A 6,987-nucleotide genomic window follows, 5' to 3' on the forward strand; every position below is an offset into this window, starting at 1 on the left:
TCAACTCCACCACTGCCTGCACACCGGCCTGCACTACGACGAACACGTTGCGTTCCCACCTCCTCTCCAACTCGCGGCTTGACTCTTAACTTCGTGAGATGTCTTTCTCGGCAGTGCGTACTTGTTCGTCGGTCAGCCCAACCGCTATGTCGAGCTATGCCGCGCCCAAGTGACCCGCACTGGCGGCGGCAACACATTCGCCAGGGCGAACCTGGTGTTCGCCTTGGCGGTCACGGGTTCGACCGACGAGGCGGTGCTGGCCGCCGACGGCCTCATCGAGGCTGCCGAGGCGACCGGGAATCCGTGGGTGCTTGCGTACACCCTCTTCGCGTGGGGATACGCCTTCCGCGGCACGGATTCCGGCGGCGCGCTCGAGGCGTTACGCCGCGGCGTGCGCGTAGCCCAAGACAGCGGCAACCGTTTCTTCGAGACCCAATTCTCGTACTGGTTATGCGGACTCGAGGCCGAGCAAGGGGACGGGGTGTCGGCGTTGAAATACCTCGCCGTGGCCATCCGCAATAACCACGAGTCGGGCAACCTCGGCATGTTGCACAACCCGTTGGCGATCCTGGCCGCCCTTCTCGACCGGCTTGGACACTTCGAATCAGCGGCCACCATCGCCGGTTTCGCAGCGGTCAATCCCATGGCCACTGGGACCTTGCCAGAACTCGGTACAGCAATTCGTCACCTTTGCGAGGTGCTCGGGGACCAGACCTACGAATCGCTCGCCCGCAAGGGAAAGACGATGACCACCACCGCGATCACGACGTACGCCCATGACCAAATCGACCAGACCCGAGCAGAACTGAACGCTGTGTCGGAGTAGACCGCCTAGTCCCCAACGCCGTAAGCGCCGCCCAAGTCGCACCAATCACCAGCCACATCAACGCCTGGTTCGCCAGCGAGTAGACCCGGAACTCGCCAAGCACCTCGGCGGGGAAACCGTCGAGCACCAGCCTCTCGGGGCCACTTATCGGGCCGGGCACCTCGTGGAAGCTGGGCATCAGCAGCATCGCGGTCAGGATCACGACGACGTAGCCGCCGACCGCAACCGCGGTGGCCCGCCACCTCCCCCACCGGCGCGACCAGGCCAGCCCGACCGCCAGCGCAAGACCCGCAGCCACGACCGACACCACCGTCATTGTCAAGAACGCCGAACTTCGCGCACCAATGGTGTCCGGCAGCCCAACCGTCGGCGGATTCGCCGGATACTTCAGCCCGGGCGCCAACACGATGGCCACGAACATTCCCGCAGCGAGCAACAATGCCAGGCCGGTCGCGTCGGGTCGGAAGCCCCGCCGCTCCAGCACGACGCGAATCACGGTGTAGGCGACCGCGAACAGCACACCCATGGCGATGCCGAACGCGATGACGCCCACCGCGGCACCGACGTTCGCTTGAACAGTGCGGGTGAACAACTCGTGGCCGTGGTCGTGATCACCGCCGGCTTCGGCGTGCTCGCGCGCGCCCTCGTAGTCCACCGCCGCGCCGATCAGCGGCTCGATCATCACCCGACTGAACGCGTAAGCCACGACACCGGCCACCGCGCCGGGAACGAGATATCCGACGACAGAGCGGGATTCGCTACTCAATGGCACGGGAACCCCAGCAGGTGACGGGCGTCGTGCACGAACTCGTGGACGTGGGTGTCGGAACCGAATACCGACACCGCGCCCTGGTCGTAGCCGATGAAGTAGTAGGCGATCAACGCGAGCAGCGTCAGCACGGCCAGCCGGACCGGTACCTCGAGGGCCGCGGCCGCCGCCCGTAGGTTGACGCGGGGAAGGCCGAGCGCGGGGTTGGCATTGTTCATCGGAAAGTCCTTTAGTGGTCGTGGTCGTGCGGAAGCGCGTGATCACCGGCGTCGGTGAGCACCGGAGCGGTCAGCAGTTCGTGGCGGTCGACCAGCTTGTCGAGCGTCGCGACCCAGTGGTCGTAGTACTCCCAATGCCCCCGTTCGGATTCGGGAATGGCCTCCCACTCGCCGATCGTCGCGATCAAGCCGTCCTGAAACTCGCTCCAGGGGTAGTGCCGGAACTCGGACAGCGCGAGCGCCAAGCCGAAGGCCCGACGCTGCCACTCGTGGTCGAACTGCGGCGCCGCCTGGTCGGTGGTGCAGGTCTCGTGCAGCTTCATGACGCCGGGCCTGCCGCAGCCACGCCGATCATAGACTCGGTGGTGACCAGATCCATCAGCATTTCGTCGGTGAAATCGTCTGTCCCAGAGGGACGCTCGGGGATGACGAACCACCGCGAGTGCCCGCTGGAGTCCCACACCTTGATCTCGGTGTCAGCGGCGAGCTCGAGCCCGACTTCGGCAAGCACCTTGCGTGGTTCGCGCGCAGCCCGCGACCGGAACGTCGGGTCCTTGTACCAGTACGGCGGCAGCCCGAGCACCGGCCACGGGAAGCAGGAGCACAGCGTGCAGATCACCAGGTTGTGCACGCCGGACGTATTGGCCACCGCCTGCAGGTGCTCCCCCTCGGCGCCCGCCATGCCGTCGGGAAGGTCCAGCTCGGCGATCGCCGCGGGGGTGTCGACGACGACCTTTGCCGCGAATTCCAGATCGGTCCAGGCCTTTACGACGATCTTCTTGCCGTTCAGCGGCGTCATCTCGGTCTCGAAGTAAGCGAGCACCTTGTCCACGGTTTGCGGGGTGATGACGCCCTTCTCGATGAGTAGCGACTCCAAGGCAGCCACCTTCTTGGCACTGGCCTCTTCGCGGTCTGGCGGGTACGCGAACTGGTCGGTCATGCTTCCTCCTCGGTGGGTGCCAAATAGGCTTCGAACAGCTCGGCGTACAGGCTCAAGGGGCCGTCTTCGGCGCGTGGGCCCCAGATCTCTGTTGGGTCGAACTCGACGATGTAGATCGGCATCGGGTCGCCGATGCCGTCGCCGGTATGGGTGAAATAGGCGTAGTCGCCCTCGAATACGCGTTCCACGGTGCCGACCCGACCACGCAGGTACCCCGGTAGCCGGCTGTGTGCGTCGGCCGGCACGTTGGTGATGCGCACCGTCGACCCGACAGGAAACTTCGGGTGCGCGACGTCGCGGCGGGGGCTGTCGCCGAGCCGGAGATAGGAGATCACCTGAGCGTCGATCGCAGGCGCGTCTTCGGTCTTCGCGGGGGCCAGATCGGCGACCCGGGCGGCGAGTTCCTCCTCGGTCACGTAGCCCTTGTCGACGAAGAACTGGGTGATGCCGCCCAACCACTTCTCGTAGTAGCGAAACTTGAAGTAGTCGAAGGGATTCATCGCCTCGGCGCCGGTGCGCAGGTCGGCCCACGTCCACTCGTCCTTGAAGGCCGTCGGCACCTCGTCGATGGGATATTCCGGCAGCGCCGAGCCGAGGTGGTTCGACAACCCCATCATCGCGACGTGGATGCCGAAGATCCGCTTCTCCCAATCCTCAACGAAGACGCGCTTTTCCAGATTCAACGGTCCCGGCAGGCCCTCGAGGCCGCCGAGATAGTGCTGCAGTTTCATCAGGCCGGGCTTCCTTCGATTGGCGGGGTTGCGGGGCTGGTAGCGGAAGCTTTCGTCATGGCGGTGGCCGCGTACTCGGACAGCAACCCAAAGGACGCTCCAAGCACGCAGGCCACAGCGGCGACCAGGCCGGGGTGAGAGATGGTGGTGACGGTGATGCCGATGTCTCGTCCGAAGACCGTCGACACCGTGGAGGCGAACCCGACGACGACGGCCGGGGTGGTCGCCAGCAGGGGCACCCACGATGCCTGAACCATGAGTGCGCTACCGACGCCGACCGCGATGGAGGTCGCCAGCAGGCTGCCGCCCATCAGGTAGGCGGCGTAGAGGCTGGCCGACGCGATCACCACGCCGACGAGGTTCGACGACACCGACTTAACCCAGCCGGCAATACCGCCGCCGACGAAGAAGAACGACGCCCAGGCCAGGAACACCACCCAGATGGGTACCGTGACGACTCCTGCGGTGAATGCGACTGCGACCCCGCCGAGCACGCCTATGCTCAGGGTCAAGGCTGTCCGTGAATCCATGAAATGAGCATCAGGTCAGCAGGTTTCGCTGGCGTTACGTCCGGATTGCTCTGGCCGTCAGGTCCGGACACGAATCGCGCAATTCCGGACCTCGGCCCGCTCGCATTGCCGTCGTCGCAGACCACCGCTACGTTGACTTCACTTTGGGGTCACGAAAGGACGGCCACAGGTGTCCAACGACAAGAGACCGCAGCGGCTGCACAAGGCCGCGGGGCGCCGGCCCGCGAAGGCGAAGGAACCGAAGGCGCCCAAGACCGTCGTGTTCGCACTATTCGACAAGGTGACGTTGCAGGACGTCGCCGCGCCGCTCGAAATATTCGCCCGCGCAAACGATTTCGGCGCGCAGTACCGGGTGATCCTGGCCTCGCCGACCGGCAAGTCCGTCGATACGACGTCGTTCGTCTCGCTGAAGGTCGATATGCCGCTTGCGGATGTACCGGAGCGGTTCGACACGTTGGTCGTGCCGGGCGGGGTGCCGCCTGACTTCTATTTCACTCCTGGCGAGCACGACATTCCGGAGGAGCAGACGCCGGACGTCGTTCCGGCGGCGCTGGAGATGGTTGGCGAACTGGCGCCGCGAGCGCGCAGGGTGGCCTCGGTGTGCACGGGCGCGTTCGTGCTGGCCGCGCTCGGCTTGCTCGACGGCCGTCGCGCGACCACGCATTGGGCGCACTGTCAGGAGCTGGCCCGCACCTACCCCGAGATCGAGGTCGTTCCGGATTCGCTGTTCGTGCAGGACGGACCGTTCATCACGGGTGCGGGCATCAGCGCGGGCATCGACCTCGGGCTGGCCTTGGTGGAAAGCGACTACGGACCGGACGTGGCCCGGCGGGTGGCGCGGTGGATGGTGGTGTTCCTTCAGCGGCCTGGCGGTCAGGCACAGTTCAGCGTGTGGACCGAATCCGAGCTACCGGTGACGGGCGGGCTGCGCGAGATTCTCGACGCCGTCGTTGGCGATCCCGGGGCCGACCACTCGCTCGCGGCCATGGCCGATCGGGCCGCGGTCAGCGAGCGGCACCTGGTGCGCATGTTCCGGGTTCAGGTCGGGATGACACCGGCACGTTTCGTCGAGCAGGCGCGACTTGAAGCAGCCAAGGTGCTGCTCGCGACTGGTGACCACGGCCAGGAAGCGGTGGCGCGACGGGCGGGTTTCGGGTCGGCGGACACCATGCGGCGCACGTTCCGTCGGGCGCTCGGTGTGTCACCGAGCATGTACCGCAGTCGATTTCGGACGACGGGGATACATCAGGGGTTCTAGCGCTTGGACTATCGATGATGTCTTCCAGGGCAGGGAGGGCGCCCCGCTGACGGCGACGATGAGCAAGCCGGACATGAGACAAGGCGTTGCAACAGTCATCGCGAAGCTAACTCTCGCTCTCACGTCATTTGAACTTGAGGTGCACGCGCCACGATGGGCCGGAACGCTGCGAAGCGGTGTTTATGGGGTGTCATCATCGGACAAATTCAAGTCCCTGCATGGATGAGTTTAAAAGCACCTGGGTTAGGGATTTAAAAGCGCGTAGTGGACTACCTACTCTCCACGGAAGAATCGGTCCTACTTTGCTTCCATGAACGAGCAACAGCCACGTAGCCGTGAATTAGATCCGAAAGATGCGCCAAGACCGCCGGCCCGTAGTGCTGTCCCGACGCACAAGACGCAGCCGGTTCCGCTCAGAAGCGATGCCTTGGAGAATTATCTAGCTTGGGCAGCGACTGTTCCGCACACGGAAACCAGCATCATCTGCGAGACAATCGCTCGTGGAAAAAATGACCAGGCGTTGACTGACACGCTGCTCCAGGCGCTCGAACGCGTGCCGGTCGTTGATGTAGGTCGCCACCTGATGTTGCTGGCCACGATCGGCGAGTTGAGAGACGCTCGCGCCGTTGAGCGGCTCGAAGCGTTCGCGTGGTCGACTGAGCCGTTAGTGCATCGTGCCGAAGAGGAACTCGACGGCGACAACAGTTCTCGCTTAGACCCCAGGGGAGCGCTTCAAGCGCGTGCAGCCGAGATGCTCTCGTTTCATGGCACGGAAGAGGCCGACGCCGCCACGCTCCGTTTGGCGGCAGAGCATCCAGATCGGGCAGTCAGGATCGCCGCGATAGACGCGCACCTGTACAACCACGGCGACTCGCCTGAGGCCACGCAGCAATTGCTGGAAATCGTGCAGCCGCAAGACCGCAAATTTGTCGGGCTTCCACGCTTCTTGCGTGACATGCAGTCAGACGAATTTGACCAGCGCGTCTCGGCTTTCTATGAGCAGAATCCCGACGAACGGCCTCCGCAACCATCGCGTGCCCCAGGTCACCCCACGGGGGAACCACCACCACCGCCGCGACGGACGCCTGAAGAATCGGATTAGGAGGACAACGGATGTGCAATGACGGTAGCAACCTCGAGGAAGCCGCAGTACAGGGTCTATATGGATGTTGGCGCGACCTGTACATGTGGGTGTGGCAGGCGTATCAACTTACTGACGACTCTTGGAATCCCGCCGGCATTTCTGATGCCTGCAACGTCGCAAAGCCCTTCGCCAAGGTCGTGAACAGCGCCTTCCTGATCGGATACTGCCTGTCGGACAACGTTTGGTCCCAATGGCATTCGGGACTGGACTATGAGAACTCCGCCCGGGCCGCCGACAATCAGTTTCACGGCCCTTTCTATCAGCGATTCATCCAGTACAACGGTGCCTCCGAAGCAGATTCAGAAACCGGGCGAGTTGCAGCGAGAGACAGAACGAATCTGCATTGCCCATTGTTCAATCTCGGCTCAATCTCCGATTCCGCCGGCAACCGGGCGTCGGTGTTGATCCATGAGTCGTGGCACCATTGGCAGTACAAGCATGGTTTCCAAACCAACCATATCTGTCAGCGGTCACATAATTCCTCCAGCTTGAGGGGTTGTCCGTCACGGAATTCCCCCACCTCGTCTGTCACGTAATTCCGCCACCCGGGCGGTGTGGCAGCCGGTTGTGG

The 6,987-nt window shown here is 63.9% G+C and carries 9 protein-coding genes; 3 read left to right on the plus strand and 6 right to left on the minus strand.

The annotated features are described in order from the left end of the window. The first annotated feature begins 169 nt into the window (after positions 1–169). Entirely contained in the window at positions 170–826 is a 657-nt protein-coding gene (locus tag SLQ30_RS32870) for a hypothetical protein (protein ID WP_319451232.1), read from the plus strand. Here SLQ30_RS32870 and SLQ30_RS32875 read toward each other — a convergent pair. Genes SLQ30_RS32875 through SLQ30_RS32900 form a run of 6 tightly spaced genes read right to left on the minus strand, consistent with a single transcriptional unit; the run spans position 762 to position 4,014 of the window. Next, positions 762–1,598, minus strand: coding sequence for a CbtA family protein (locus SLQ30_RS32875; RefSeq protein WP_319451233.1), 837 nt, complete (start codon positions 1,596–1,598; stop codon positions 762–764). The genes SLQ30_RS32870 and SLQ30_RS32875 overlap by 65 nt on opposite strands. Further along, positions 1,589–1,813 carry a CbtB domain-containing protein gene (locus tag SLQ30_RS32880; protein WP_319451234.1) on the minus strand — a complete coding sequence of 75 codons (225 nt, stop codon included), beginning with the start codon at positions 1,811–1,813 and terminating at the stop codon, positions 1,589–1,591. The genes SLQ30_RS32875 and SLQ30_RS32880 overlap by 10 nt, the downstream gene beginning before the upstream one ends. An 11-nt stretch (positions 1,814–1,824) precedes the next feature. Next, complete coding sequence (locus SLQ30_RS32885) at positions 1,825–2,136, minus strand: nitrile hydratase accessory protein (RefSeq protein WP_319451235.1); 312 nt, start codon at positions 2,134–2,136, stop codon at positions 1,825–1,827. After that, positions 2,133–2,753, minus strand: coding sequence for a nitrile hydratase subunit alpha (gene nthA, locus SLQ30_RS32890; RefSeq protein WP_319451236.1), 621 nt, complete (start codon positions 2,751–2,753; stop codon positions 2,133–2,135). Before nthA ends, SLQ30_RS32885 begins: the two co-directional genes overlap by 4 nt. Further along, positions 2,750–3,484, minus strand: coding sequence for a nitrile hydratase subunit beta (nthB, locus tag SLQ30_RS32895; RefSeq protein WP_319451237.1), 735 nt, complete (start codon positions 3,482–3,484; stop codon positions 2,750–2,752). The genes nthA and nthB overlap by 4 nt, the downstream gene beginning before the upstream one ends. Beyond that, positions 3,484–4,014, minus strand: coding sequence for a DUF1097 domain-containing protein (locus SLQ30_RS32900; RefSeq protein ID WP_319451238.1), 531 nt, complete (start codon positions 4,012–4,014; stop codon positions 3,484–3,486). Before SLQ30_RS32900 ends, nthB begins: the two co-directional genes overlap by 1 nt. A gap of 196 nt (positions 4,015–4,210) precedes the next feature. Between SLQ30_RS32900 and SLQ30_RS32905 the strand changes: the two genes are divergently transcribed. Together SLQ30_RS32905 and SLQ30_RS32910 are read left to right on the plus strand one after the other, a co-directional pair. Beyond that, positions 4,211–5,272 (plus strand): GlxA family transcriptional regulator, encoded by a 1,062-nt coding sequence (locus SLQ30_RS32905; protein WP_319451240.1) that lies wholly within the window; start codon positions 4,211–4,213, stop codon positions 5,270–5,272. A 310-nt stretch (positions 5,273–5,582) separates the two neighbouring features. After that, on the plus strand, positions 5,583–6,374 hold the full coding sequence (locus tag SLQ30_RS32910; protein WP_319451239.1) for a hypothetical protein: 792 nt from the start codon (positions 5,583–5,585) through the stop codon (positions 6,372–6,374). Positions 6,375–6,987: the final 613 nt, after the last annotated feature.

The sequence above is a fragment of the Mycobacterium sp. RTGN4 genome (genome assembly GCF_033804635.1).
Lineage (GTDB): Bacteria > Actinomycetota > Actinomycetes > Mycobacteriales > Mycobacteriaceae > Mycobacterium.

Bases quoted from the DNA above. Each gene is read 5' to 3' on its own strand.
- SLQ30_RS32885 (WP_319451235.1), bottom strand. From the start codon at position 2,136: ATGAAGCTGCACGAGACCTGCACCACCGACCAGGCGGCGCCGCAGTTC.
- SLQ30_RS32900 (WP_319451238.1), bottom strand. From the start codon at position 4,014: ATGGATTCACGGACAGCCTTGACCCTGAGCATAGGCGTGCTCGGCGGG.
- SLQ30_RS32880 (WP_319451234.1), bottom strand. From the start codon at position 1,813: ATGAACAATGCCAACCCCGCGCTCGGCCTTCCCCGCGTCAACCTACGG.
- SLQ30_RS32910 (WP_319451239.1), top strand. From the start codon at position 5,583: ATGAACGAGCAACAGCCACGTAGCCGTGAATTAGATCCGAAAGATGCG.
- nthB (WP_319451237.1), bottom strand. From the start codon at position 3,484: ATGAAACTGCAGCACTATCTCGGCGGCCTCGAGGGCCTGCCGGGACCG.
- nthA (WP_319451236.1), bottom strand. From the start codon at position 2,753: ATGACCGACCAGTTCGCGTACCCGCCAGACCGCGAAGAGGCCAGTGCC.